This window comes from Pseudomonas sp. St386, from assembly GCF_018325865.1.
Classification (GTDB): Bacteria; Pseudomonadota; Gammaproteobacteria; order Pseudomonadales; family Pseudomonadaceae; genus Aquipseudomonas; species Aquipseudomonas brassicacearum.
Map to the genome: position 1 here is coordinate 3,351,420 of NZ_AP021900.1, position 24,584 is coordinate 3,376,003.

21 protein-coding genes and 1 pseudogene are annotated in these 24,584 nt (G+C 62.0%); 11 read left to right on the plus strand and 11 right to left on the minus strand.

Translation table 11 applies throughout. The features are described from left to right. Positions 1–17: 17 nt before the first annotated feature. From KI235_RS14685 to KI235_RS14695, 3 genes and pseudogenes are all read right to left on the minus strand, one after another. Positions 18–927, minus strand: a pseudogene (locus KI235_RS14685) (LysR substrate-binding domain-containing protein). 212 nt (positions 928–1,139) lie between these two features. Beyond that, positions 1,140–2,342, minus strand: coding sequence for an NAD(P)/FAD-dependent oxidoreductase (locus KI235_RS14690; RefSeq protein WP_013693284.1), 1,203 nt, complete (start codon positions 2,340–2,342; stop codon positions 1,140–1,142). Between the two features lie 246 nt (positions 2,343–2,588). Beyond that, entirely contained in the window at positions 2,589–2,963 is a 375-nt protein-coding gene (locus tag KI235_RS14695) for a response regulator (protein WP_003201566.1), read from the minus strand. Positions 2,964–3,281: 318 nt separating this feature from the next. On the opposite strand from KI235_RS14695, the gene KI235_RS14700 reads away from it, so the two are divergent. From KI235_RS14700 to KI235_RS14720, 5 genes are all read left to right on the plus strand, one after another. After that, positions 3,282–4,304, plus strand: a complete 1,023-nt coding sequence (locus KI235_RS14700; RefSeq protein WP_280527342.1) for a LysR family transcriptional regulator — start codon at positions 3,282–3,284, stop codon at positions 4,302–4,304. A 178-nt stretch (positions 4,305–4,482) separates the two neighbouring features. Then, positions 4,483–5,475 carry a helix-turn-helix domain-containing protein gene (locus KI235_RS14705; RefSeq protein WP_100264337.1) on the plus strand — a complete coding sequence of 331 codons (993 nt, stop codon included), beginning with the start codon at positions 4,483–4,485 and terminating at the stop codon, positions 5,473–5,475. 69 nt (positions 5,476–5,544) lie between these two features. After that, complete coding sequence (locus tag KI235_RS14710; RefSeq protein WP_043042264.1) at positions 5,545–6,480, plus strand: transporter; 936 nt, start codon at positions 5,545–5,547, stop codon at positions 6,478–6,480. 12 nt (positions 6,481–6,492) lie between these two features. Beyond that, positions 6,493–7,749, plus strand: a complete 1,257-nt coding sequence (locus tag KI235_RS14715) for an MFS transporter (protein ID WP_212795840.1) — start codon at positions 6,493–6,495, stop codon at positions 7,747–7,749. Positions 7,750–7,766: 17 nt separating this feature from the next. Further along, complete coding sequence (locus KI235_RS14720; RefSeq protein ID WP_003201576.1) at positions 7,767–9,224, plus strand: amidase family protein; 1,458 nt, start codon at positions 7,767–7,769, stop codon at positions 9,222–9,224. 145 nt (positions 9,225–9,369) lie between these two features. Here KI235_RS14720 and KI235_RS14725 read toward each other — a convergent pair whose 3' ends face one another. Then, a complete protein-coding gene (locus tag KI235_RS14725) occupies positions 9,370–10,857 on the minus strand; it encodes an aldehyde dehydrogenase family protein (RefSeq protein ID WP_212795841.1) in 1,488 nt (495 codons plus the stop codon). A gap of 208 nt (positions 10,858–11,065) precedes the next feature. Here KI235_RS14725 and KI235_RS30620 point away from each other — a divergent pair, with 208 nt between their 5' ends. Beyond that, entirely contained in the window at positions 11,066–12,034 is a 969-nt protein-coding gene (locus KI235_RS30620) for a methyl-accepting chemotaxis protein (protein WP_028237005.1), read from the plus strand. 141 nt (positions 12,035–12,175) lie between these two features. Here the strand turns inward: KI235_RS30620 and KI235_RS14735 are convergent, their stop codons facing one another. Then, the gene (locus KI235_RS14735; RefSeq protein WP_013693292.1) at positions 12,176–13,504 is read right to left on the minus strand and encodes an alginate export family protein; all 1,329 of its coding nucleotides are present in this window, start codon (positions 13,502–13,504) and stop codon (positions 12,176–12,178) included. 292 nt (positions 13,505–13,796) lie between these two features. Between KI235_RS14735 and KI235_RS14740 the strand changes: the two genes are divergently transcribed. The 3 genes from KI235_RS14740 (at position 13,797) to feaR (ending at position 16,947) form a co-directional block, all read left to right on the plus strand. Continuing rightward, positions 13,797–15,296, plus strand: coding sequence for an APC family permease (locus KI235_RS14740; RefSeq protein ID WP_212795842.1), 1,500 nt, complete (start codon positions 13,797–13,799; stop codon positions 15,294–15,296). Then, the gene (locus KI235_RS14745) at positions 15,241–15,861 is read left to right on the plus strand and encodes a DUF3156 family protein (protein WP_049798026.1); all 621 of its coding nucleotides are present in this window, start codon (positions 15,241–15,243) and stop codon (positions 15,859–15,861) included. Before KI235_RS14740 ends, KI235_RS14745 begins: the two co-directional genes overlap by 56 nt. 123 nt (positions 15,862–15,984) lie before the next feature. After that, a complete protein-coding gene (feaR, locus tag KI235_RS14750; RefSeq protein WP_003201588.1) occupies positions 15,985–16,947 on the plus strand; it encodes a transcriptional regulator FeaR in 963 nt (320 codons plus the stop codon). Between the two features lie 172 nt (positions 16,948–17,119). Here feaR and KI235_RS14755 read toward each other — a convergent pair whose 3' ends face one another. The 6 genes from KI235_RS14755 to KI235_RS14780 form a co-directional block, all read right to left on the minus strand. Beyond that, the gene (locus tag KI235_RS14755; RefSeq protein WP_038859353.1) at positions 17,120–17,887 is read right to left on the minus strand and encodes an SDR family oxidoreductase; all 768 of its coding nucleotides are present in this window, start codon (positions 17,885–17,887) and stop codon (positions 17,120–17,122) included. Further along, on the minus strand, positions 17,880–18,680 hold the full coding sequence (locus tag KI235_RS14760) for an SDR family oxidoreductase (RefSeq protein ID WP_039011904.1): 801 nt from the start codon (positions 18,678–18,680) through the stop codon (positions 17,880–17,882). The genes KI235_RS14755 and KI235_RS14760 overlap by 8 nt, the downstream gene beginning before the upstream one ends. Then, the gene (locus KI235_RS14765) at positions 18,673–19,494 is read right to left on the minus strand and encodes a molybdenum cofactor biosynthesis F family protein (RefSeq protein WP_013693296.1); all 822 of its coding nucleotides are present in this window, start codon (positions 19,492–19,494) and stop codon (positions 18,673–18,675) included. Before KI235_RS14765 ends, KI235_RS14760 begins: the two co-directional genes overlap by 8 nt. Before the next feature lie 78 nt (positions 19,495–19,572). Next, positions 19,573–20,232 carry a helix-turn-helix transcriptional regulator gene (locus KI235_RS14770; protein ID WP_003201594.1) on the minus strand — a complete coding sequence of 220 codons (660 nt, stop codon included), beginning with the start codon at positions 20,230–20,232 and terminating at the stop codon, positions 19,573–19,575. Positions 20,233–20,283: 51 nt separating this feature from the next. Then, the gene (locus tag KI235_RS14775) at positions 20,284–20,649 is read right to left on the minus strand and encodes a cupin domain-containing protein (RefSeq protein WP_003201596.1); all 366 of its coding nucleotides are present in this window, start codon (positions 20,647–20,649) and stop codon (positions 20,284–20,286) included. A 108-nt stretch (positions 20,650–20,757) separates the two neighbouring features. Then, positions 20,758–22,056 (minus strand): FAD-binding oxidoreductase, encoded by a 1,299-nt coding sequence (locus KI235_RS14780; protein ID WP_003201598.1) that lies wholly within the window; start codon positions 22,054–22,056, stop codon positions 20,758–20,760. 311 nt (positions 22,057–22,367) lie between these two features. Between KI235_RS14780 and KI235_RS14785 the strand changes: the two genes are divergently transcribed. Together KI235_RS14785 and KI235_RS14790 are read left to right on the plus strand one after the other, a co-directional pair. Then, positions 22,368–23,537 (plus strand): p-hydroxyphenylacetate 3-hydroxylase oxygenase component, encoded by a 1,170-nt coding sequence (locus KI235_RS14785; protein ID WP_003201600.1) that lies wholly within the window; start codon positions 22,368–22,370, stop codon positions 23,535–23,537. Between the two features lie 65 nt (positions 23,538–23,602). Next, positions 23,603–24,544, plus strand: a complete 942-nt coding sequence (locus tag KI235_RS14790; protein ID WP_003201603.1) for a p-hydroxyphenylacetate 3-hydroxylase reductase component — start codon at positions 23,603–23,605, stop codon at positions 24,542–24,544. The last annotated feature ends 40 nt before the right edge of the window (positions 24,545–24,584 follow it).

Genomic DNA, 24,584 nt, shown 5'->3' on the forward strand with positions numbered 1-24,584 from the left:
CTTCCTCGCCACAGGGTTCAGGCCAGCCATTGCCTGAACTGTTCCTTGCAGTAATCCACGAACAACTGGGCCGGTTTGGTCAGGTGGGTGCGTTTGAGCCAACCCGCCACCAAGGCCGAACCGGTCACGTCCTCGGCGATGTCGACGCACACCAGGTGTTGCCCATCGTAGGTGCAGGTGGAGTGCGGGCGGGTCACCAGCACGGCAAAACCGAAAGACTGGCCGACCATGCCACGGACCATCTCGATGGACGGCGAGCTGAAGACAATGTTGGGCGTCAGGCCCAGCTCCTCGAAGATGCTCACGAAATAGGTCCGGCTGGGCTGTACGTCCAGCAGGATCATCGGTTCCAGCGCCAGGTCACGCAGCGAGACCTGGGCCTGATCGGCGAAGCGATGCCCAGCCGGCAATAACGCATAGGGCCGTTGCGGTGCCGTCAACGCCTCGGTCTCGATGGTGCTGTCGAGGTCGTGCTCATAGAAAATCGCCAGGTCGAAACGTCCCCCGTCAAACCTTGCACCAGTTCCTGTTGCTCGCCGTCCTGCACGCGGATCTCCACCCCGGGAAGCGCTGGCGAAAGCCCGCGATCAGGCGCGGCAGGTAGAGCGGGGCGACGGTTTCGAAGCAGCCGATGTCGATTTGCCCGCTGACCACATCGTTATCGGCCAGGGCGTTCTGCTCGAACTCCCGGGCCATGCGCAACAGTTCCTGGGCCTTGCGATAGAAGCGCGCGCCGCCGGGCGTCAACGATACGCCCTGGGCGTGATGACGGATGAGCAATTGCACGCCGAAGCTGTCCTCCAGCCCCTTGATGGCGGTGGCAATCGATGGCTGGGCGATGTACAGCTTGCGGGATGCCTCAGCGACGCTGCCACATTCAACGGTGGTGACAAAGTACTTCAGCTGACGCAAGGAATAGGACGCCACGGCACACCTCGATCCGGATGGTTTCTGCCTACCTTACCTTGTGCTCAGTGGGCCGGGGGTGGGCATTGATACGGATTTTGCTGGGCAGTGACGATATTCAGACTGGCTTGGGGAGAAGCCAGCCCAAAAAAACGCCCGCCGAAGAATCATTGGCAGGCGTCTGGGAAAGACCGGCGCAGAAAGGAGAGACTGGCCGGGATAGGGCGCAAGGGTCAGGCCACCGGAATCAACGGGTCAGCCGCCGCCAGGGCCGCCGCGCGGTCGGCGGCGGGCGGGTAGATCCACACACTGTTGATCTGGGCCTTGAGATCCTTGGCTTCCTGCCCGACCAGCTTGAGTTGGCGATCCCAACCTTCGGTATACACCGCACCCCAGGCGCCCAGGTCCAGGCAGGTCACGTACTTGGGTTGGCTGTAGGGCATCGGCGCCACACCCAGCAGGTCGGCCGCGACGTTGTTGCCGGCGTAGCGCCCCAGGGATATGGCGTGCTGGCAAGACATCGCCGCGTAATTGCCCAGTGTGTCGGTGGCGGCATAGGCCACGTCACCGGTGGCGAATATGTCGTTTTGTCCCAACACTTTCAGATGGCCGTCGACGTGCAGGCGGCCTTGGTGATCGCGGGTGCCTGGCACTTGCTGGGTCAGCGGGTGGGCGCGGAAACCCACGGTCCAGATCACGGTATTGGACTCGATACGCTGGCCGTTCGACAGGGTGACACCGCCGGCATCCACCGAATCGACCGAAGCATTGAGGATCCACTCGATGCCCAGGTGATCGGACGCTTCGATCACGGAGGGGCGAATGCCGTCGCCCAACGACGCGCCGATCTGCGGCGCGCGATCCACCACGATGACCCGGATGTTCGCGTCCTCACCCAGGACGGCCCGCAGGCGGGTCGGCATTTCGGTGGCGGTTTCGATGCCGGTGAAGCCGCCGCCGGCCACCACCACGGTGTTGCGGGCTGGACTGTCCGGCAGGTTTTTGAGGGACTTGATGTGGGCTTCGAGGCGCGTTGCCTGTTCGATCTCATCGACGTCGAAGGCATGTTCGAGCATGCCTTTGAGATCGGGGCGAAACAGCTTGCTGCCCGCCGCCAGGACCAATCGGTCGTAACCCAGGCTGCCCTGGGTACCGAACACGTCCACGTAGCCGACCCGTTTGCCCTCGACATCGATACTGCTCGCCGAGCCCTGTACGAACTTCACGCCCACTGCATCGAACAGTCCGTCCAGCGGAGCCATCATGGTGTGGACGTCCGGCTCATAGAAACGAGGCCGGATGCGCAATTCCGCCTGGGGCGCCAGGACAGTAATCTGCACGTCATTTCGATCATGCTGGTCCAGCAGGCGGGCCGCGCTCAGTGCGCTCCATACTCCGCCGAAACCAGCACCAATAACCAGAATTTGCTGTTTCATGATTTGCTCCCGAAGACAAAATCGATACGTTGAATGAATTAAACTGTTCAGCGTGACCGTGGCGCGAAGTACCCAAAAGTGTGTGGCTCAATGATTGAACATCAAGCACGTTCAACTTTGGTTCGCTGTAGAAGATCGTATGCGTCAGCGCAATATTCGACACTTCTACGTAAGGTCAGTGGTGATATGTCTGGGTATGACGGATCTATACGAAGGTATTAAGGCCAGGAGATCGGCATTGAGGCATCACGTCGGCCGATTGAGGACCGATTCAAGACAAGCGATCAGTTCGGCACAGTTGAACGGCTTTGGAAAAAACGCCACCGGCTCCACCGCGTACGCCCTTGTTTTTGGCGGCGCGCTGGGGTGGCCGGTAATAAAAATGACCGGGATATGAATGCCCCGGGCAGACAGTTCATCGTACATCTGAATGCCGGTCATTCCCGGCATCTGGATATCCGATATCAGGCAGGCTGTGTTTTCAGATCCGGGTGACGCCAGAAAGTCGATGGCACTGGCATAAGTTTTAACGTGATGGCCGTGGGAACGTAACAAACCATCCAATGCAACTCGAACCGATTCATCATCATCAATAATTGAAATAATCGCAGTGTGGGACATTTCGATACCTGGTGGTGATAGCAGGTTGCCGTAAAGGCGCCGCTATCACTGTAAGATACGCCGTCCAATAACCCCGCCAAGTATACCTGGGTATGAACTTTTACCGAGGGCCGCAGACGATTCTGCAGGATCGTCCGGCATACCGAAGTATCAGTGAGCCTGCCTAAGGCATGAGTCGGGTGTCCCTACGTACGACAGACATCGGCCTGTCACGGGAATAGTCTTTCAACCATCCCATCGCTGCTGCGCCTTGATGAGGGCTCAAGCGATGATCCTGTCCTCTCCTGATTCAATGGCCTGGCGCCTGGGACGGCTATCATGATGAACAGAAATGACCTGCGTCGTGCTGACATCAATCTGCTGGTTGTCTTCGAAACCATGATGCACGAGCGAAATGTCACTCGCGTGAGCGAAAAACTTTTTCTCGGTCAGCCAACGATCAGCAGTGCCCTGGCGCGCTTGCGGCTGATGTTCGATGACCCGTTGTTCATTCGTGCAGGCCGGTTGATGGAACCGACCTCCCGGGCGCAGGAGATATTTTCCAATCTGTCTCCAGCGCTGGACGGCATTGCCGCGGCCTTGAGTCGCTGTCAGGCATTCGACCCGGGCACCAGCGAGGCGACCTTTCATATCGGGCTCTCTGACGACGTCGAGTACGCATTGTTGCCGGATCTGTTGCGGCGCCTGCGAGTCGAGGCACCGGGCACGACCTTGGTGGTGCGTCGGGTCGATCAATGGCAGATGTCCCAGTTGCTGGCCTGTGGGGACATTTCACTGGGGATCAGCCACACCTTGGAGTTGCCGGCCAATGCCCGACGCAAGGCCCTGCGTTCGATTCGACCGATGCTGTTGCGGGCCGATGCGCAGCCCGGCGAATTGACCTTGGACGAATTCTGCCGCCGACCCCATGCGGTGGTCTCATCCATGGGCAATGTCATCGATGACTCGGACCGCGCCTTATGCCTGATGAACCGGCAACGCCGGGTGGTGCTGACAGTGCCTCAGTTCAGCGCCTTGCCCGTGTTGCTGGCCCAGAGCGACATGATCGCCATCGTGCCGGATTACGTGGCGCGGGCGATGGCGGTAGGGACAGGTTTGCGGGCCGAGCCGGCGCCGATATGCTTGCCCGAGCAGGAACTGTCCATGGTCTGGCGTGGCGCCTCGCACAATGACCCGGGAGAACGCTGGTTGCGCGACCGTTGCAGCACGTTCGTGGCCGAGCAGGCCGACTCGCAGATAGAGCTCAGGAAGGCTCCGCTGCACACCAATGCGGTGCGCCAGGCCTTGACGGCGGCCTCACGCAACCCTTCCAACAGATCGACACGATCGATCAGCGCCTGACGGATGTTCGGCGCGCCACTGGAAGGACTATTTCTTTGAAGAGACCCATGCCGGCGCAGGCAGCTGAACCCTGGTCGATTATCCGTTTTCGGCACAATTGCCCGACCGGCCCACGTGGCGGAATGGAACTTGCCTGACCTTTGACCTGTAAGCCCTGGAATCCTCAAAGGTCGGGTCAATGAACAACTCCAACATGGCGCAGCCAGCGATCTCGTCGGACCTGTTGCCGCCGCTGCCGATCAATCGGTTCCGTACCGCAGACATCGATGAGCACGCCCGTAACATGGGCGGCTGGCAGGTTTGCTATGACCAGTTGACCCCCGGACGCTTCGAAGGCGAGTTGGTCGAGTTCCGCTCGGACTGGATGCAACTGGTGCGCGACCGCTCTAATCAGGCACTGGCCAAGCAAGGCATGGCCTGGGAGGGGGCCATCACCTTCAGCGTGCCACTGAGTGCCGATGGACCGGTCTTTTGCTCCGGGCACCCGATCATCGAGCCCAGCCTGATGGTCGCCCGTGGCCAGAACCTGCCCGAGCTGCGCACGCCCCAGCATCTCGATCTGCTCAGTGTCGCCATCGAAGAGCAGGCGTTGGAGCATGTGCTGGAACGACAGGGCAGTCGCTTTCGAATTACTGATCTTCCCAAGTGTTACCGTCTCGGCAACTCGACGCTGCCCGCCGAGCTTGCGGCGTTGTTCGATGAACTTGAAGGCGGCGGGCAGGGGCGTGATTCATTGCTGGGTTACGAATCGATTCGCCGTGGCCTGCGTGACACGGTGATGCTGCACATACTGGAACTGGTGGCACCGGATGAGGCACCGCCGCTCACCCCCACGGCACGCAAGCGCATGGTCGACCGCGCCCGGGAGTACGCCTTGACCCATGTCGATGAGCCGCTGTCGATCCTCGACCTGTGCAACCACATTGGTGCCAGCCGACGAAAACTGCAGTATTGCTTCCAGGAGACGCTGGGTATCAACCCCGTGGCCTATTTGCGGGCGTTGCGCCTCAATGCCGTGCGTCGTGAATTGCGCAGCGGCGGCCATGCCCGGGGTGTACAGGAGGTGGCGGCACGCTGGGGCTTCTGGCATTTGAGCCGGTTTTCCAGCGACTATCGGGTGCTGTTCGGCGAGACCCCTTCACAAACCCTGCGTCGCACGCATCTGTGCTGAAAACGGATAACGGCTGACCGGCCGGCTCCCTAGGATGACCCCAACACCACTTGGTTGGAGGGGCATTCGATGTATCAGAAAAATTATAAAACCAACGTCTTGCGCGGTATCTGGTTAAGCCTGGGGTTGATTGCTGTTTGTGGCGCTGCCCATGGCACCGAAAACGGCGCGCCGACCACGGCGGTCGGGGTCTACGATTTCGGTGCGGGCATGATGCCGCCGGCCACGCCCTTTGGCACCGTCGGCCTGCGCACCGCGTTCTATTCGGCCAACGTGCAGAAAGATCGCCACGGCAAGTCCGTGGACAACAATTTATCCCTGGATGTGTTGTCCATCGCCGTCGCCTACATGCGCATGACCGATTACACCGTGCTGGGCGCCAAGTATGGCTTCGGCGCCGTCGTGCCGTTTTTCCAGATGGATGCCTCGGTACAGGTGCAGACGCCTGTCGGCCCGCTGGACCTTGCGGCCGATCCGTTTCGCCTGGCTGATATCCAGGTGTTGCCGGTGATCCTGCAATGGACCCTGTCGCCGAACCTGTTCGTCAACGCCCAGCTCCAGATCCAGACCCCCACAGGCGACTACGACAAGAATCGCTTGATCTCGCCGGGCGTCAACCACTGGACCTTCTCGCCGATCCTCAACGCTACCTACATCTCCGACAGCGGTTTCGAGGTGTCTTCCAGTTTCGAAGCCGACATCAACACCCGCAACCACGCCACCGACTACAAGAATGGCGTCGAGTACCGCCACGAATTCGCCGTGGGCCAACACGTTGGCCCGTGGACCGTGGGTGTGGGCGGCTATTACTACCGGCAATTCACCGATGACGATGCGCCGGGCCTGGAAGCGGGCAATCGCGCCCGGGTGTTGGCGGTCGGGCCGGCAGTGAGCTACTTCAAGCCCGGCATACCTCCGGTGTGGCTGCACGTCTACAAGGAGCTCGATGCGCGGAACCGCGCCGAGGGCTACACCGCGGCGCTGCGTATTTCTCAAAGTTTCTAAAAGGGGCTCGCCATGAACCAATCAAGTTCCGTTTCAACGGCGGCCAGCCCGTCCCGCCAGGCCAGTTGGCGTGAAGGGCTGGTGCTGATGCTGGGCAGCAGCCTGACGATCATGGGGGCGGTGATGGTCACGCCCATCCTGCCCAGGTTGGGCGCCGAATTTGGGCCCATGGAACCGCGCGCCGATCTATTGGTGCCGTTGGCGATTACCGGCCCGGCCTTGGCGATTGCCGTGTGCGCACCGTTGGCTGGCTGGTTGGCCGACCGCGTCGGGCGCAAGGCCTTGCTGGTGATTGCCACGGTGCTCTATGCCTTGCTCGGCGCGCTGCCGGCGCTGCTCGATAGCCTGCCGTCGATTGTCGGTGCGCGGCTGTTGTTCGGTTGCACGGAGGCGGCGGTGATGACCTGCTGCGCAACCTTGATCGCGGACTATTGGCAGGGCGAGGAGCGGTTGCGCTACGTCAACCGGCAGGTGGTGACCATCGGCCTGGTGGGGGCACTGTTTTTCGTGGTGGGCGGGGTGCTCGGCGAGCATTCGTGGCGCACGCCGTTCCTCCTGTATTTGCTGCCATTGCTGCTGGTGCCAGCGATGATGAAAGTGCTCTGGGAACCGCCGGTGGCGAAGCTACAGAGGGTCGAGCAGCGCATCGATGAGCCGGGACCGGCCAAGGTCGCCGTGCTGCAGCTGTTGGTTGGCTACCTGATGATCCTGGGCGGCATGGTCCTGACGTTCATCATGCCGATCCAGGCGCCGATGCTATTGGTCAGCCTGGGTATCACCTCCAGCACGATGATCGGCCTGGCTGCGGGATTGAGCCTGTTGGCGACCTTGGGCGGTTCGCTGATGTGGCCGTTGCTGCGTCGTCGCTTCGGCATCGCTGGTTGCAACGCGCTGTTGCTCGGCCTGATGGGCCTGGGACTGTGGCTGCTGATGCGCGGGCAGAGCTACAACGCCGTGCTGGTGGCGGTGTTCATCCAGGGCCTGGGGGCCGGGCTACTGGTACCCAATGTGATGGCGCCAGTGATGAATGCCTTGACCGCAAGCACCCGTGGCCGCGGTTTGGGCGGGTTTACCTCGTGCCTGTATATCGGCCAGTTCGTCAGTCCGCTGGTGGTGGCCTCGGTGGTTGTCTTCGCCGGTGACCTGCGTCACGCCATCCAGTGGCTGGCCCTGGCCAGTCTCGCCTTGGCGCTGCTCTGGGTCGTTGCCGGCCTGCGAGCACGGGGCCAGGGGCAGGCAAGCACTCTCGGATCACATCAATCGTCATGACATAAGGAACCTGAGACATGGGTATGCAAGACATCCACCACTTGATGGACACTGAAGACGCCACGGCGCTGGCCGAGTGGGTCAGGCGTGGCGAGGTTCAGCCCGGCGAACTGCTGGAGACGGCCATCGAGCGCCTGGAGCGGGTCGAGCCGCAGCTCAATGCGGTGGCCGAGCGCTTGTACGATTCGGCCCGGGAGGCGGCGCGCAAGCCTCAAGCCGGACAAGGCCTGCTGGCCGGCGTGCCGACCTTGATCAAAGACCTGTTTTCACCGGTCGATGGCGCGGCGATGACTAACGGTTCGCGGGCGCTGGGCGACTGTCGTGCGGATTTTGAATCGGAAGTCGTGGCGCGGTTGCGGCGTGCCGGGTGCCAGGTGATGGGCACCAGTACTTCTCCGGAGTTCGGCACCTCGTACACCACCGAATCCGTGCGCTTCGGCGCCACCCGCAACCCCTGGAGCACCGACCACAGCGCCGGTGGCTCCAGCGGTGGTGCGGCGGCACTGGTGGCGGCCCGCGTCGTGCCGTTTGCCCACGGCAACGACGGTGGCGGTTCATTGCGCGTGCCGGCGTCTTGCTGTGGCGTGTTCGGGTTCAAGCCCAGCCGTGGCCTGATGCCGTCGGGGCCGATAATGGGCGAGGGCTGGGCCGGGATGGGTACGCCTCATGCGATCACCTTGTCGGTGCGCGACAGTGCGGCGCTGCTGGATGCCACCGCCGGAATGGACCTGGGCGCGCCGTACGCCGCGCCGATCCAGGCGTTGCCGTATGTGATGGCGGTGCAGGCTGATCCCAAGCCGCTGCGCATTGCCCTGGTCGAGCAACTCGAGCCCTGGCCTACGTCACCCCAGAGCCTTCAGGCGGTGGGCGAGGCCGCGCGGCTGTGCGAGTCCTTGGGGCACCGTGTCGAACCGGTGAGCCTGCCGGTGGGGTTGCTGGAGTTTCTCGACCACGTGTTCAGTATTATTGGTGCAAGCACCCGTCGCTATGTCGATTTGCTGGGCCAGATGCGTGGGTCCGCCGTGCAGGCCGAAGAACTGGAGGTGCGTACCCGGATCATCTTGCGGGACAAGGGCAACGTCAGCGGCGCCCAATATGTCGCGGCGGTGGAATGGATTCATGCCCTCGGCCGGCAGTTGGCGGTGTTCATGCAGGATTACGACGTGATCCTGACCCCGGTCCTGACCCGTGAACCGGTGCCGATTGGCGAACTGGATCTGCAGGATGTGTGCATGAGCCTGGATCAACTGCTTGAGCGCTACCACAGCTATGCGCCGTTCACTGCGTTGTTCAATGCCAGCGGTCAGCCGGCGATGTCGGTGCCGTTGTCCTGGAGCGCCAATGGCCTGCCGATGGGGGCGCATTTTGCCGGTCGCTTTGGCGAGGAAAGCACCTTGCTGGCCTTGGCCGCTCAACTTGAACGCGCCCAACCCTGGCGCGGCCGAGTCCCACCGGTCAACGCCTGCCGGCGGTGAAACCGTGGGAGCGAGCTTGCTCGCGATGGCGGTGCCAGCTCCAGCATCATGGTTGGCTGATAGTCCGTTATCGCGAGCAAGCTCGCTCCCACAAGGGGATTTTTTGCTGGATAGGGCTCTGGGGTTGTCCCTGAGCCCTTGAAGGTCAGTAGCGGATCATCACCGATTTCAGCTCGGTGTAGTCATCAATGAATGCACTGCCGAATTCACGGCCTATCCCTGAAGATTTGCTGCCGCCAAAAGGCACCGCCGGGTCGAGCAGGGTGTGCATGTTCACCCAGACCGTGCCTGCTTCGATGGCGGGGACCATGCGCAGGGCTTTGCCCAGGTCGTTGGTCCAGAGGCTGGCGCTCAGGCCGTAGGGGGTGTCGTTCATCAGCTCCAGCAGTTCCTCTTCACTGTCGTAAGGAAAGAACGTGGCGATCGGGCCGAAGGTTTCTTCGTTGAGCAGGCTGTCGTCGCGGCGATTGGCGAGGATGATGGTCGGCTCCACATAGCAACCCGGTCCATCGATCAGCTTGCCGCCGTGGACGATGGTGTTGTTCTGTGCGCGGGCCTTGGCGAAGAATTCTGCGAGTTTGTGCTGGTGCTGGCGGTTGGTCACGGGGCCGAACTCGGTGCGTTCGTCCAGAGGCGAGCCGATGCTGAGTTTGCTCAGGCGCTGGGCCAGTTTGTCCATGATCGTCTCGATCTGCGAGCGATGGACAAAGAACCGTTCCGCTGCAGCGCAGATCTGTCCCGAATGCAGAAAGCCCGCCTCGATGATGCCGTTGACCGCTACCTCGGGATCGATATCACGCAGGAACCCCGCCGCATTCTTCCCGCCCAGTTCCAAGGTTGCACGGGTCAACCCGGCGCCCATGGCCGCTTGGCCCACCGCCAGGCCGGTGGGCACGGAACCTGTGAACGAGACCTTGTTAGTGCCCGGATGTTCGATCAGCCCTTTGCCCACCTGTCCGCCGCCGGTCAACACATTCAGGGCACCGGCTGGAAGGCCGGCCTCGATGGCCAGTTCAGCGATGCGCAGGATGGTCAGCGGGGTGAACTCGCTGGGCTTGATGATGATGCTGCAACCGGTCACCAGGGCTGAGGCCAGTTTCCAGATGGCGATCATGGTGGAAAAATTCCACGGCACGATACCGACCACTACTCCGACCGGTTCGCGCAAGGTGAATGCGGTGTAGCGTTCGCCAGCGAAGGAGGGCAGTGATGGGGTGATCGTCTCGCCGTTGATCTTGGTCGCCCAGCCAGCGTAGTAACGCAGGAAATGGGCGGCCTGGTCGACTTCGAAGGCCCGGGAGATGTGGATGATCTTCCCCGACTGGCAGGTCTCGATCTGCGCCAGCTCTTCGCGGTTGCGTTCCAGCAGGTCTGCCAACTTGAGCAGCACATGGCCGCGGACTGCGGGTGCCGTTTGGGACCACTGCTTGAAGCCGCGGCGGGACGACTCCACCGCCGCATCAATGTCGCCGGGAGTGGCGTCGCTGACCTGGGCGATGACTTGGCCGGTGGCGGGGTTGACGACGTCCAGTGTCTGGTTGCTCTGGCTTTCGACGTAGCCACCGTCGATGAACAGGGCGTGATGTCTACCGAGGAAGGCTTGGACCTGAGGCAGCAGGGCAATATCGCTCATGAGGGTTTCCTGATCACGAATAGGGAAAGCCCCGAGGGTAATCCCGGCAGGACCGTCCAGCTTGACTGTGCCTGCCGCGCCGTATGTCTGTGGCTGCCAGCCTGGGTGGTTGGCAGCCAGGAGCAAGGCCCCGTGCAGGCAGGGACAAGCCAGCCTGGCCGGTTTGCGATCAGATCCGGGTTTCGACTTGATGGCATAGGGGCGGGCGATGTTTCTCCAGACCAACAAACAGAAACTGGCGTTGACTGCACAAGTGCAACGCGTGCTGACCGGCGAAACGGAGGACACGCCGCAGCTCGACGCGTATCCGCAACTGCGCACCGTCCTTGATCAGCATGCACGACAGATGGCGAGCGCGACTGCACATCTGCATCAGGTCGATGCACAAGTACAGGCGCAAACCCTGCAATGGCAGCACAGCGAGCGTGAGTTGCACAGGGTTCGCCAGCAATTGGAGCAAACCCTTGAGCGCGAGCAGGTGCTTGAAATTCGCTTGGATGAACTGAGCCAGCAGCTGCAGCAACAACGCCAGGATGCGCAGATCTGGGAGTTGCTGCAGTCGACCCTGACAGAAGGCTGCTGGGATATCACGGTCGTCAACGGTGACCTCCAGCACCCGGCCAGTGGCATGCGCTTTTCCAGTCAGTTCCGTTCGCTGCTGGGGTATGGGCCGGATGATTTGCCCGACGGCTGGGATGCCCAGGTCGGCATCACCCACCCGGACGACTTACCCAAGATCATGGCCATTTTCGACCGGGAAATCCTTGGCTCCCAGGGCAGCGGTGAATACGTCTTCGAATACCGGATGCGCCACAAGACCCGGGATTACATCTGGTGCCGCGAACGCGGTCGGGCGGTACGTGACTCGCATGGGCAACTGGTGCGGGTCATTGGTGCGGTGCGGGATATCAGCGATGAGCGCTCGGCCCAGTCCACCCATCAGCGCATGCTCGAACAGAACCAGGTGACCTACGCCCAGATTGCCACGGTGGTGGGGGTGATCAAGGGCATTGCCGACCAGACCAATCTGCTCGCCTTGAACGCCGCGATTGAGGCGGCCAGGGCCGGAGATGTCGGGCGCGGTTTCTCGGTGGTGGCCGATGAAGTGCGCAAGCTGGCACAGAGCACCCGGCAGGCGACTCATCAGATCCAGACCATGTTGCATCAGCACAAATAAGCAAGGCAATCGCAATCCCGTAGAGCTGCGTAGGAGCTGTCGAGTGCAACGAGGCTGCGATCTTTCCCCGGACACTTGAGTCCCAAGCGAAAGATCGTCCGAACGCGGCCCGAGCCTTCGGCAGCACCTACGGTCGGTCGTCTAGAACGGAACCGCCACCACCAACTGGCTGTAGACGTTGGTGCCGTTGCCGCCGACCTGATTGCCGCCGCTGTCCGCATCCTTCTCGGGCTTGTACAGGCCCACCAGCGGCGTGACGATCAGGTGTTCATTCACCGCCCATTCCACGTACAGGTCCAGCTCCTGCGCATCGAGGTTCAGCGCTTCACGGGTATGCAGGGTCTGGTAGTCGAAGAACAGTGCACCAATGGTCACGGTCTCTGCCGGCTTGAGCTTGAGGCCTACGTGCTGGATGGCGGTATTGCTGTTGAACGGGCCGGCATAGTTGCCCGCCACTTCACCCTGGAACCAGGTGCCATAGCCGCGGTTCTGCCCGTTGAACATCGAGTCCCAGTCTTTGGAATAGCGGCTGTAGCGATAGGTCAGGTCCGGCGTCCAGGGCAGGTCGGTGAAGGTGTAGCCGGCTTCGGTGTACCAGGCTTTCTCCGGGCCCGCGTCCTTGTCCTGCCAGGCATACTCGAAGGAGAAGTGGGCATTCTCGATGCCAGCATTCCCGGCGCCGCGCAGGCTGTAGATATCCATGCCTTCGCGCTGTTTCTGGAAGTCGCTGGCGTAGCGGTCATCGACATTGATGCCGTGGATGTAGGTCAGCCCCAGGGTGCCAGGCGCGGCGGTGTATTCCAGGGTGCTGGCGGCCATCTCGGTGTTGGCCTGGGCGCGGTTGTCGGACTTGATCCACATCAGGCTGCCATGCACGCCTTCCTTGCCGCCCAGGCGAACTACAGCGGTTTTGTCGAAGGCATGCCGGGCCGCCAGGTAATAGGCGCCGCCACGGTTGAGCTCGCCATCGGCCACGCCTTTGCCCAGGTTCAGGCCATCGTCGTTGATGATGAAACCGTCGCCCAGGGTGATCACCTGGCGGCCGTAGGACAGGTCGACACCGTCCTTGCCCAATGCCGGGAACAGATCCCCCGAACGCCAGCCGGCAAAGGCTTCATCGAACTTGGTGGTGCGTTCGGAGCCGTCGCTCAAGCCGGCTGCGTCGCCATCGCCCCAAGTGCCGGAGCTGACCAGGTTGGCCGTCCCGTAGACACTGCCCAGGCCGCCGAGTGTCTGGTCGATACTCAGGCCATACTTGATGAAACCTTCGCGCCAGCTCGAACCGCCGGCGGTGCCGTCGTAGTTCTTGCGGCTGTTGAACAGCCCGTAGACCGCCAGGAAGTTGCCGGTGACGGTGGTGTCTTCGTCGGTGTAAAGCTCATAGGCCTGGGCCGATGAATCGGCAACCAGCAGGGCAATGCCCAGGCCGATGGCGTTGCGCAGCAAAGGTGTACGGCGTGTGTGCTCCATGGTGGATTCCCCAGTGTTATAGGACAGTAGAGCGCGCATTAAGGGGAGTGGTACCCGGGGAAGTCTTTCACCTGCCTGCCATGGAGTTGACTCAGGCCGCCAGCGCGGCGGTGTTGGCAGGCAGCAACAAAACCGGCGGCAGACATGGGCAAGACGCCTGGGGCGGGGCGGCGCAGAGTAATGCTGCACGCAACGCCGTTTCGATCAGGGATTGGTTGGGGAAGGCATGATCGCCGGTTCCTGGACGGCTGTGGCATCCATACTAAAAATACGCTTTCGAGGACCTTGCACCATGTCGATCAATGACAGGCTCACCGAGCACTTGAACCGGGGTTCGGTGGGCTTTCCCACCGCGTTGGCCAGCACCATTGGCCTGATCATGGCAAGCCCGGTGATTCTCACCGCGACCATGGGCTTTGGCATTGGCGGCAGCGCCTTTGCCGTGGCGATGCTGATCGCCGTGGTAATGATGCTGGCCCAGGCGACGACGTTTGCCGAGGCGGCGTCAATTCTCCCGACCACCGGCTCGGTCTATGACTACATCAACTGTGGCATGGGCCGTTTCTTCGCCATTACCGGGACGTTGTCGGCCTATCTGATTGTCCATGTGTTCGCCGGCACCGCCGAGACAATCCTGGCCGGGGTCATGGCCCTGGTGAACTTCGAACACCTCAACACCCTGGCCGAATCGGCAGGCGGCTCCTGGTTGCTGGGCGTGGGGTTCGTAGTGGTGTTTGGTGTACTCAATGCGTTCGGTGTCAGTGCCTTTGGCCGGGCCGAAATCATCCTGACGTTTGGCATGTGGACCACCCTGATGGTGTTCGGCGTGCGGGGCCTGATCGCCGCACCGGCGGTGGAGCTGGAGGGCTGGTTTGGCGCGTCCGTGGTGGGCACCGATATGGTCACGGTGCTGTCGCTGGTGGGCATGGCCATGTTCATGTTTGTCGGCTGCGAATTCGTCACGCCGCTGGCACCGGACCTGCGCCAGTCCGCCCGGACCATGCCCCGGGCCATGATGCTGGGCTTGTTCAGCGTCGCCACCTGCATGTTCATCTACGGTGCCGCGATGAAGCGCCAGGTGGAAAACGTGCTGCTCGATGCCGCCAGCGGGGTGCATCTGCTGGACACCCCCATGGCGATTCCACGCTTCGCCGAACAGGTCATGGGTGATATCGGCCCGATGTGGCTGGGCATCGGCTTTCTGTTTGCCGGTGCGGCGACCATCAACACCCTGATGGCCGGCGTGCCGCGGATTCTCTACGGCATGGCGGTGGACGGTGCGTTGCCGAAAGTCTTCACCTATCTGCATCCGCGCTTCAAGACGCCGTTGCTGTGCATCCTGGTGGCGATGCTGATTCCGTGCCTGCATGCGTTGTGGCTGGGCGGCAATACCGACAACATCATGCACCTGGTGCTGGCGGCGGTGTGCGCCTGGAGTTTTGCCTACCTGCTGGTGACCGTGTCGGTGGTCAGCCTGCGGATTCGTCGCCCCGATCTGCCGCGGGCCTATCGCTCGCCGTGGTTCCCGTTGCCCCAGATCCTGTCCAGTGTCGGCATTGTGCTGGGCATGTGGTTCATCACACCGCCCGGCATGAATCCGGCAGACATCTACGTGCCCTTCGCGGTGATGCTCGGTTGCACCGCGGCGTATGCCTTGTTCTGGACCCTGGTGGTACAGAAGGTCAATCCATTCAAGCCAGCGTCGGTAGAAGACGTGTTGGCCAAGGAGTTCTCCCATGAGCCAGGGCAACCTGCGGGCGAGTTTATCGACCCTGCTGCAAAAACTGTCTGAATTGTTCAGCGCCCAGCGCGCCCCGGCCGGTTATCGGCCTGGGGTGACCCTGGAACACCTGCGGCGCAACCTGGCGTTGGCGCGATTCGAGATGGCGGGCCCGGCTACGGCGACGGCAGCCACCGAAGACGGCAGCTTGCAGTTGGAGATTGTCGAACGCACCGAGTCGCAGCTGTTGATGCACATGGTGATGACCGAGTTCGTCCTGCGCGTGCCTGCCTCCCGAGAGGGCACGGCGCGCCTGGAACTGCACCACGGAGGGGCCGTTCGGCGTAGCGGCATTCGTTGCCGGCAGCGGGACGGGCACAGTGACCTGGCGGCCCGGTTGCAGGCGGCCGTTGAGCAGGATCCTGTGCTGTACCAGGCGCTCATGCCGCTGGATTTCAAACGGCTGCGCATCGATCTGCAGGGACGCCAGTGGTGCGTGCGCCTGGAGCACATGGGCGGTAGCGAAGTGGTGAATCGCATGCCGGCCTTTCGTCGCTATATCCCGTTGATCCGGGAGCAGCGCACCGTCTTGCTGGCGACCTTGAGCGGCCTGCAGCGGGTGTTGGCAACGCTCTGATTCCTTTGTTCCACCCTGGCATCATTCCTGCTACTGCTCTGGCGATAAGGTACTTGTTGCGCGCATATAGATAACATGTTAACTATTGCCGTACAAAAACAATAAGCCACTGCGGAGAATGCCATGAGCATGCAACAGGTTGGGCAGGACGGTCTGGACACCTGGAACCGGGATCTGCGGGCGACTTGCGGTCATTTCGATACCGAGCTGGCCTTCAATCGTTCGCTGTTTATCGGTGAAGTGTCGAACTTCCATCGTGGTGGCCTTGCCCTCGCGAACCTGCGCACCAACGCCGGTAACATCAAACGTCACTCGCCCAACGCCGATCACGATGATGACCAGGATTGCCTTCTGGTCAGCCAGCGCAGTGGCTACTGCCGCATTACCCAGAACGGTCGGAGCATCCAGTTGGCGCCCGGTGAATTGTTGTTGATGGATTCCGTTGGGGCGCTTGAAATCACCCCGTTCGGCCTGATCGAGCACGCGGTGCTGTCCTTGTCTCGTCAGGATGTGTCGCGGCAACTGGGCGGGGAAACCAAGACCTTCGGCAAGGTGTCGTCCAGCAAGGCGTGTGGGCGGATGCTGCATGTGTTGATGGACCAGCTATGCAGGGACACACCGGACGGCGAGGGCGCGACGGGAGAGGGTGAAGCCTTGCAGAGTGCCTTCGTTTCGCTGTTGGGCTCGGCACTGGAACAGGGTAGCGATGGCCGTGACGAAGGGGTGGCGTTGCAGGGTAGTCACTTGCGCAGCTACGTGCAGAAAGTCATCGACGAATCACTGACCCAGCCTGGCCTTAGCCCGGTGGGCCTGGCCAATCGGCTGAATATTTCGGTGCGGCATCTGTATCGGTTGTTCGAAGAGCAGGATGACAGCGTTTGCCGCTACATCCAGCGGGCCCGGCTCAAGCGCAGCGCTGATGACCTGACCAATCCGTTCCTGCGGGACGAGTCCATCACCTCGATTGCCTACAAATGGGGCTTTACCGATTCGGCGCATTTCAGCCGTTCATTCAAGAAGCAGTTCGAGCTGTCGCCCAAGGAGTTTCGTTCCAGCCGTTTGCAGGTGGGGCAGGGGGTGGCTTGAACAAGGTCGTCTCTGGCGGGACGACCGCTATCGCGAGCAAGCTCGCTCCCACAGGGGATCTGTGGTGGTCGCGGATGCCTTGAACGACTCGGAAAAACTGTGGGAGCGAGCTTGCTCGCGATGACGGTGGTACATCCACCCTCACCGCAAGCTGACTCACCCCCACACAGGTTCAAACCTCCGGCAAAGTCGAACCCCCATCGACCACCAAGGTCTGCCCGGTCACATAACTGGCCAGGCTCGACGCCAGGAACAGCATGGCGCCAGCGATGTCGCTCGGTTGGCCCAATCGACCCAGCGGTACCCGGCGGGCGATGTCCTGGTTGACCTCCTCGTCGCCAAGATTCGCCATGGCCGGTGTTGCAATCATGCCCGGCTCGACGCCATTGACGCGGATATTTTCGGCCGCCAGTTCCAGCGCGGCGTTGCGAATGAAACCATTGACCCCGGCCTTGGAGGCCGCGTAGTGGCTGAGCCCCGGATACGCCACCCGCGGGCCGGTGACCGAGGAGGTCACCAGCACGCAGCCATGGCCCTGGCGCCGGAACATCGGCAACGCCGCCTGGGTCAGCCAGAACAGCGCCGACAGGTTCACCGCCAGCGTTCGTTCAAGTATCGCCGGGGTGATCTCGGCGAACGGTGTCAGCGGAAAATAGCCGGCGTTGTGCACCAGGATATCCAGCCTTCCCAAGCGCTGTTCCAGCTCGACCATGATCCCGAAGACCGCCGTTGCGTCGGCCAGGTCAACCCCCACCGCTTGCACCTGACAGCCTCCGGCGGTCAATTCTTTGGCCACCGCCTCGGCGCGCGCCAGGCCCAGGTCGGCGATGACCACGTGGGCCCCGCGCAGGGCAAACGCTTCAACGATGGCCCGGCCAATGCCCTGGGCGCCGCCCGTGACCAGCACGGTCTGGCCGCTGAAATCCAGATCCTCAGGCATCGCTGGCCTCCATCCGGCTGAAGGCCAGTGTCGGTACGTCGACAATGCTGGAGCCGCCATCGGCCACCAGCGTCGCCCCGGTGATGATCGACGCCTCGGGCGAGGCCAGGAAACGGCAGACGTTAGCGATTTCCTCGGCGCTGGCAGCCCTGCGCAACGGCACGTCGGCGCAGACCCGGTCATACGCCTGCTGCAACGTTTCGCCATGGAACTGCAACAATGCCTGCATTTCTTCATCGGCCATGGGCGTGCGGACCCAGCCAGGGCAGATCGCGTTGACCCGTACGCCGTGAGGCCCGTAATCCCTTGCCAGGGAGCGGTTGAGGCCCAGCAGCGCATGTTTGGCGGTGGTGTAGCCGCACACGTGCGGGCCTGCCGCCAAGGAAGCAATGGAGGCGATCAGCACAATGTTGCCGGCACTTTCCTGCAGCATGGGCAGGCACGCCCGGGCGCTGTAGAAGGCGCTGTCGAGATTGCTGCGCAGGGCCGCTTCCCAGGCCGATGGCGGGGTCTCGGTGGCGCTGCCCATGCCCAAGCCGCCGGCACAGGCCAGCAGCACGTCGAGTCGGCCATAGCGCGTGCGAATCTGCTCGACGAAGCCGTCCCAGGTGTTCGGACAGGCCGCGTCGCCCACCAGCACCAGGCCGCCGATGTCCTCGGCGAGTGCTTCCAGGGGCTCGCGGCGTCGACCGATCAGCACCAGGTTGGCGCCTTCGGCGGCATACAGGCGGGCGCAGGCTGCGCCAATACCGGTGCCGGCACCCGTGATCACGACGGTGCGTAATTCAGGCATCGGGATACTCCGTCTGGTTGAGCACCTGGCAGTACGAACTGACCGGGAAATTGGAGAACTCATCGAACGAAGCCCCGGCGTAGCCGAAGATCTTGCCGTCGCTGCGGTGCTGTTGCAGGTCGATCAGCACCAGCCCGAGGGTCGGGATGATCTTTTCTCGCCAGACGAACAGGTACAGCTGATCGGCGATCTTGTAGGTGTCGCAGCGGTCGGTGTCGCACAGGCCTTGTTCAACGCCCTTGAGGCACTGCCACGAGTAGAACTGGTCGTTGAGGTAAATGTGTTCGTAGACTTCGCTCGGGCTGTAGCGATACAGGTTGCGCAGCCCCACCAGTTCGGTGGTCGGTGCATGCGGGCACAGGCCAGGCTGCCAGGGACGATCGAGGCTGCCGTGCATGAACTGGGCTTGTACCGAGGTCAGGGGCTTGCCGGCCAGCGCCCGGCTGTAGAGGCCTTCGCCGGTTTCTTGCTGGCTTGGCATGCGGCCGATCACGGCGGTGAAGGACGCGCTGGCGGTATCGAGCACCAGGCTTATCGACGACGTCAGTTCGCCTTCGCGCTTGATGAAGTCCACCAGGTACAGGCCCGGGCGTACGGATGTGGCCCGGTAGGTCGCCGTGCCGCTGGAGTGACCATCGGCGGCGTTCCAGGTCAGGGTGTCCTGCTCGAAGCGATGCTCGATCTGCCAGCCATTGGCGAAATGCAGGGTGAAGGTCTTGCCGTCCAGGTCGGCCAGGTTTGGCAGGATGAAGGCTTCGGGGGCAAAGCCATCGGCCAGGGCGCCGACGGTGATCCAGTCTGAAGATGTGCTCATTGCAAGGCTCCGGTGGTTGAATTAGCCACTCGGATCATGCGGTGCCAGGCAACGGCGGCCTATCAACCAAATGGTTGATCAGAGGAACAGTGCGCTGACCAACTCGGTACGGCTGCTCACGCCAACCTTGCGAAACAGGTGGATCAGGTGAGTCTTGATGGTCGGCAAGCCCACTTCCAGCTCCCGGGCCAATTGCTTGTTGCTGACGCCTTGGCGCAGTAGCCAGGCAATCTGGCGCTCCTTGGGCGTCAAGTCGCCCAGCGGGTCCCCATGGGCTGGTAAATGGGCCACGGCCAGTTGCAGCAAGGCCTGCAACGCGCTGAGTTGACTCAACTGCTGGCTGGTGAAGACACCTTGCTCGGCAGTGCGCAGCAACGATATCGCGGCTTGGGGCTGACCGTCCCGATGGGCGAAGACTTCCACCACGTCGACCACGCCGTAGCGCTGCAGGAAGTCGTGATAACGATGGTTGTCACGTCGCGGTTGGCGGGCCATCGCCAAGCCCAACGGCACCACGGCCAACTCGCTGGACATGCAGTGTCGCGGGTGCAGCGGGTCGAACTGACGGTAGTTGTCCAGGTAGTCGCGGTGCATCTCGCCGCTCATCTTATGCAGGCTGAAGTCATGGACCTGCAGTTGCCGATCAACGCAGTAGAACGCCGCCCGGCTGACGGGAACCAGCTGGGTAAAGGCGTGCAGGCACTGGCCGGCGATGTCCTGGGTGGGGATGACGTTCATGGTCGCACCTTCGCCGAGAGGGCTGCCGGTGGGGCCGGCAGCCAAGTCCGATCAGGCTACCGCGAAGTAGTGTTTGACGAAACTCTCGCTGACCACTTCCCACAGCACTGGCGTGCCCTTGGTCACGAACCAGCCGTCGCCGGCCTTGTAGCGGGTGCTCTGGCCGGTGGCCTCGTCGGTGAGCACTACTTCACCGGTGACCACGGTGGCTTGTTCGGCGAAGGGGTAGACCATCCGGAACTTGCCTTGGGTGGTACCGAAGTAGGCGCTGCTGATGGGGTCGGTGGGGGCGCCGAAGGTCATCTTGCCGAAGGCTTTGACTTCGCCTTCGAGAATCTGCGAACCAAGATCGGCGACGGTCCCCCAGGCGTCCAGGTCGGACAGCTGGATGTCTTTTTCGAGGGTGATAAGGGGCATGGCAGTGACTCCTGATGAGTGAAAAAAACAAAGGTGGGGTGTGTCCAGTGCCAGTCAGTTAAACCTCGCTCCCACAGGGTTTTGCTTAACTGATTGGCATCGTGATCGTCAGCGACGGCCATTCCAGTAGCCCGACAGCTGATGCCAGGACTTGCCGGCGGTCAGCAGCAATGGGCGAATGGCGTCTTTGCCGATGATGGTCGGGCGATGGATCGAGCTGACCAGGTCGTAGCGCGCCGAGCCTTCGCTCATGCCTTCGGCCAGCACCTTGCAGATGATGTGGCTCGGCGTGACGCCAAAGCCTGAGTAACCCTGGACGAAAAACGCATTGCTGCGGCCGGGCAGGGTGCCGATCTGCGGGAACAGGTTCGGGCTGCACGCCATCGGGCCACCCCAGGCCAGGTCGATCTTCACGTCCTTGAGGTACGGGAAGATCTTCAGCATCAGGCGCCGGTTCCAGGCCTTCAGATCCTGGGGGATGTGCTCCACCAACGGCGTCGCGGCGCCGAACAGCAGGCGGTTTTCGTTGGTGACGCGGTAGTAGTCGATCACCGGGCGAATGTCACTGTAGGCACCGCGAATCGGGCTGATGCGCTGGATCAGTTCGTCCGACAACGGCTCGGTCATCATCTGGAAGGCGTAGGTGTTGATGGTCGAGCGGTGCAGTTCCGGCTCCAGCTTGTTGAGGAAACTGTCACAGGCCCAGAGCAGCTTGCTGGCTCTGACCGAACCGCGTCCGGTACGCACGGTGATGCGTTCGCCATAGCTGACTTCCAGGGCCGGGCTGTTCTCGAAAATCCGCACGCCGTGGCTGACGAGGGCCTTGGCCTCACCCAGTAACAGGTTCAGTGAGTGCACATGCCCGCCGCCCATGTGCAGCAAGGCGCTGCCGTAGGCCTTGGAACCGATGATCTGCTGCACGTCGGAGCCGCCGAGAAAGCGGATCTCATGTTTGCTGTTGACTGACTTGAAGTCTTTTTCCCAGGCCCGCAGGGTTTTCTCCTGGCGCGCGTTGAAGCCCATGTAGCCGTAGCCGTGGCAGAAGTCGGCATCGATTGCGTACTTGGCGATACGGTCCTTGATGATGTCGGCGCCCAGGTCGCTGATCTCGAAGATCTGGCGCAGGCCGTCTTCACCCACGTCCTTCTTGATCTTTTCCAGGTCATGACCGATGCCGGCCATGATCTGCCCGCCATTGCGCCCAGTGCCGCCGAACCCCAGGTAACGCGCCTCGAGCACCACGATGTTGGTGATGCCTTTTTCGGCGAGCTCCAGCGCGGTATTGATGCCGGAGAAACCGCCGCCAATGACCACAACATCGGCTTCCACGTCCTGTTCCAGCGTGGGGAAGCTGAGGTTGTATTTCTTGGTGGCCGTGTAATAGGTGGGCGTTTCGATATTGATCATGACGCAGCCTGACAAAGTGAAAGGAAACTCCGTTGCAACGCCTACGCAAGGCATTGCAGGGGACGGCCCTATTAAGAGCCCGGATGGGGGCGCCTGTCTTGATCATCCGTGCCGGGGTATTTGACCGAGCGCGCCATGGAGCCGAAACCTGCCCATGAAAAGTACAATCTTGGATCTGGAAGGTGCATTTTTCACCTGCCTGTGATTGCCCATACTGGACCGGCCTTAATCACTGATCCCGCTGTCTGTGCAACCTCAGGTTGCCGGGCAAAGGCGGGATTGGCAGATGCCAATAATAAAAGAGCCTGTCCATGAAAAAGCCAAACCCGCTGCTCGAAGACCTCAAGCCGATCCTGCCGGTCATTGCCGCCAATGCCTTCCAGGCGGAGAAAGACCGTAGCGTGCCTGCCGAGAATATAGCCTTGCTCAAAAGCATCGGCATGCACCGGGCCTTCCAACCGAAACCGTACGGTGGCATGGAGATTTCCCTGCCGCAGTTCGCCGATTGCATCGCGCTGCTGGCCGGTGCCTGTGCCAGCACGGCCTGGGCCATGAGCCTGTTGTGCACCCACAGCCATCAGTTGGCAATGTTCCCGGCCAAGGCCCAGCAGGAAATCTGGGGCGATGATCCCGATGCCACCGCCAGCAGCAGCATCGCGCCGTTTGGCCGCACCGAGGAAGTCGAGGGCGGTGTGATGTTCAGCGGTGAAATGGGCTGGAGCAGCGGCTGCGATCATGCCGAATGGGCGATCGTGGGGTTTCGCCGTAAAAACGCCGAAGGCGCCCAGGACTATTGCTTTGCGGTGCTGCCACGCAGCGACTATGAGATTCGCGATGACTGGTTCGCGGTGGGCATGCGCGGCAGTGGCAGCAAGACGTTGATCATTGACAACGCTTTCGTGCCGGAACACCGGATCCAGAAAGCCAGGGACATGATGGAGGGCAGGTCCGGCGGATTCGGCCTGTACCCCGACAGCAAGATTTTCTACTCGCCATACCGACCCTACTTCGCCAGTGGTTTCTCCACGGTCAGCCTGGGCGTGGCTGAACGCATGCTGGAGGTCTTTCGCGAGAAAACCCGCAACCGCGTGCGGGCCTACACCGGTGCGGCAGTCGGTGCCGCTACCCCGGCGTTGATGCGCCTGGCCGAGTCGACCCATCAGGTGGCCGCGGCCCGTGCCTTTCTGGAGAAAACCTGGCAGGAACACGCCGAATACGGCGAGCGCCACGAATACCCCAGCCGGGAAACCCTGGCGTTCTGGCGGACCAACCAGGGCTACGCCACCAAGATGTGCATCCAGGCCGTCGATCGCTTGATGGAGGCGGCCGGCGGTGGCGCCTGGTTCGAAAGCAATGAGTTGCAACGGCTGTTCCGCGACGCCCACCTGACCGGCGCCCATGCCTATACCGACTATGACGTCTGCGCGCAGATTCTCGGTCGTGAGCTGATGGGCCTTGAGCCTGATCCTTCCATGGTTTGACCGCCTGTTCGCTGAAACCTAGAACAATAATCGAGGCCGCCGCTCGAGGCGGCCGGGAGTCTTGCATGTCCAGTCTTTGTGATACCGCTTTCGATACCCGTGCGTTCCGCCGGGCCCTGGGTAACTTCGCCACCGGCGTGACCGTGGTCACCGCTGCCACTGAAGATGGCCGCAAGGTCGGTGTGACGGCCAACAGTTTCAACTCGGTGTCCCTGGACCCGCCATTGATCCTGTGGAGCATCGACAAGCGTTCGAGCAGCCATGGCGTGTTCGAAGCCGCCAGCCACTTTGCGGTGAATGTGCTGGCCGCCGACCAGATCGATCTGTCGAACAACTTCGCACGACCCAAGGAGGACCGCTTCGCTGAAATCGAATTCGAGGCCGGCGAAGGCGGCGCCCCGGTGTTTGTCGATTGCTCGGCGCGTTTTCACTGTGAAAAATTCCAGCAGGTCGATGGCGGCGATCACTGGATCATGATCGGCAAGGTCGTGGCGTTTGATGATTTCGGCCGCTCTCCATTGCTCTATCACCAGGGCGCCTACTCGATGGTGCTGCCCCACACTCGCATGACCAAACGGGAAGAGGGTCAGTCCCCGAGCAGTCACTTCCAGGGGCGCTTGAGCCACAACCTGTATTACCTGATGACCCAGGCACTGCGGGCCTATCAGGCCAGCTATCAGCCGCGTCAGTTGTCCACCGGCTTGCGCACCAGTGAGGCGCGGATGTTGATGGTGCTGGAGAACGACGCCGGGCTGAACCTGTGCGACCTGCAGCGGGAAGTGGCGATGCCGGCGCGCGAGATCGAAGAAGCCGTGGCCAACCTCAAGCGCAAGGGCCTGGTGAGCGATGAAGGCGAGCGGGTACGCCTGACTGCCAAGGGTATCGATGAGACCGAAGGGCTCTGGACGATTGCCAAGGAGCAGCAGGACAAGGTGTTCGACCAGTTCAGCGAGGAACAGGTCGAGCACTTCAAGCAGGTGCTCAAGGGCGTGATCAAGGGCGCTTGAGCGCCCTGTGGGAGCGAGCTTGCTCGCGATGGCGGTGGAC

Coding starts and splice junctions, on each gene's coding strand:
- KI235_RS14690 (WP_013693284.1), bottom strand. CDS start 2,342: ATGAAACAGCAAATTCTGGTTATTGGTGCTGGTTTCGGCGGAGTATGG.
- KI235_RS14695 (WP_003201566.1), bottom strand. CDS start 2,963: ATGTCCCACACTGCGATTATTTCAATTATTGATGATGATGAATCGGTT.
- KI235_RS14700 (WP_280527342.1), top strand. CDS start 3,282: ATGATGAACAGAAATGACCTGCGTCGTGCTGACATCAATCTGCTGGTT.
- KI235_RS14705 (WP_100264337.1), top strand. CDS start 4,483: ATGAACAACTCCAACATGGCGCAGCCAGCGATCTCGTCGGACCTGTTG.
- KI235_RS14710 (WP_043042264.1), top strand. CDS start 5,545: ATGTATCAGAAAAATTATAAAACCAACGTCTTGCGCGGTATCTGGTTA.
- KI235_RS14715 (WP_212795840.1), top strand. CDS start 6,493: ATGAACCAATCAAGTTCCGTTTCAACGGCGGCCAGCCCGTCCCGCCAG.
- KI235_RS14720 (WP_003201576.1), top strand. CDS start 7,767: ATGGGTATGCAAGACATCCACCACTTGATGGACACTGAAGACGCCACG.
- KI235_RS14725 (WP_212795841.1), bottom strand. CDS start 10,857: ATGAGCGATATTGCCCTGCTGCCTCAGGTCCAAGCCTTCCTCGGTAGA.
- KI235_RS30620 (WP_028237005.1), top strand. CDS start 11,066: ATGTTTCTCCAGACCAACAAACAGAAACTGGCGTTGACTGCACAAGTG.
- KI235_RS14735 (WP_013693292.1), bottom strand. CDS start 13,504: ATGGAGCACACACGCCGTACACCTTTGCTGCGCAACGCCATCGGCCTG.
- KI235_RS14740 (WP_212795842.1), top strand. CDS start 13,797: ATGTCGATCAATGACAGGCTCACCGAGCACTTGAACCGGGGTTCGGTG.
- KI235_RS14745 (WP_049798026.1), top strand. CDS start 15,241: ATGAGCCAGGGCAACCTGCGGGCGAGTTTATCGACCCTGCTGCAAAAA.
- feaR (WP_003201588.1), top strand. CDS start 15,985: ATGAGCATGCAACAGGTTGGGCAGGACGGTCTGGACACCTGGAACCGG.
- KI235_RS14755 (WP_038859353.1), bottom strand. CDS start 17,887: ATGCCTGAGGATCTGGATTTCAGCGGCCAGACCGTGCTGGTCACGGGC.
- KI235_RS14760 (WP_039011904.1), bottom strand. CDS start 18,680: ATGCCTGAATTACGCACCGTCGTGATCACGGGTGCCGGCACCGGTATT.
- KI235_RS14765 (WP_013693296.1), bottom strand. CDS start 19,494: ATGAGCACATCTTCAGACTGGATCACCGTCGGCGCCCTGGCCGATGGC.
- KI235_RS14770 (WP_003201594.1), bottom strand. CDS start 20,232: ATGAACGTCATCCCCACCCAGGACATCGCCGGCCAGTGCCTGCACGCC.
- KI235_RS14775 (WP_003201596.1), bottom strand. CDS start 20,649: ATGCCCCTTATCACCCTCGAAAAAGACATCCAGCTGTCCGACCTGGAC.
- KI235_RS14780 (WP_003201598.1), bottom strand. CDS start 22,056: ATGATCAATATCGAAACGCCCACCTATTACACGGCCACCAAGAAATAC.
- KI235_RS14785 (WP_003201600.1), top strand. CDS start 22,368: ATGAAAAAGCCAAACCCGCTGCTCGAAGACCTCAAGCCGATCCTGCCG.
- KI235_RS14790 (WP_003201603.1), top strand. CDS start 23,603: ATGTCCAGTCTTTGTGATACCGCTTTCGATACCCGTGCGTTCCGCCGG.